Source organism: Aeromonas enterica (genome assembly GCF_054052465.1).
Genome location: NZ_JBSTYL010000061.1, coordinates 1 through 892, shown reverse-complemented (window position 1 = coordinate 892; position 892 = coordinate 1). Strand labels below are relative to the sequence as shown.

Annotated in this window: 1 protein-coding gene; it reads left to right on the top strand. The window is 60.0% G+C overall.

The window, feature by feature from the left end; translation table 11 throughout:
• On the top strand, window positions 1–892 hold an 892-nt coding region (locus tag ACW5XD_RS23875), incomplete at both ends, for an Ig-like domain-containing protein (RefSeq protein ID WP_456497019.1).

The window sequence follows — 892 nt, the reverse complement described above, 5'->3', positions numbered from 1 at the left end:
CACAAGCTCCCCTGCCGAAGTGCAGGCACCGCTGGCGCGAGACAGTTTTGATCAGCTGCTGACGGCCGATCAGCCCAGTGCCAACAACGTCGTGTCGTTGCAGGGGCGGGTCAACGATCCGCAAGGTCTGGCACTGCGCCTGGTGTCGGTGCAACCCGTATCCAGCAGCTGCCCCGCGCCAATGGTCAACAGCACAGAGCTGAGCTTCCAGGTCGACAATGGGCGAGCCGATGCGTGTACCTACCTCTATACCGTAGAAAATGTGCCCACAGATGCGGCAAAACCCAAGCAGACACAAGCCACCAGCGTTGTGGTGATCTCGGCCACCTCCTCACCGGCGGCCCTGCCCATTTTGTCCGAAACCGCGGTCGTCAATCAGACCATCGACATCGATCTGGCGACCGAGTTGGGGGGCAGTTTCCCGACCGGCTTTACCCTTCAGCCTGAGGTCGTGGTGCTGGGCAGCGGCACTGCGCTGGCCGATCCCGTCAACAACCGTATCGCCTACACCGCTGCTGGCGTGCCCGGCATTACCCGATTGATGTACTCCTATGTCAGCGCAGATGGCACCGAAGTGCAGGCGGGGGCCATCGATGTATCGGTATCAAAATCGGCCGATGGCATGCCCATTGCCGAAAACTTTGCGGGGCCGGAAGATGTGCTGCCCGGCGCCGTGGTGACGGTGGATGTCAAAGATCACATCAGTGATCCCGATGGTGATCCGCTGCAACTGACGGATGTCTATGCCTTTGATGCCACTGTCTCTGCGACCAGCAAGACCGACATCACCAATACCCGATTCGACTTCGTGGCCGACAAGCCCGGCGTGTACGACGTGACCTATTATGTCACCGATCATAATGGCGGCTATGCGATAGCGGTGGTGCGCATC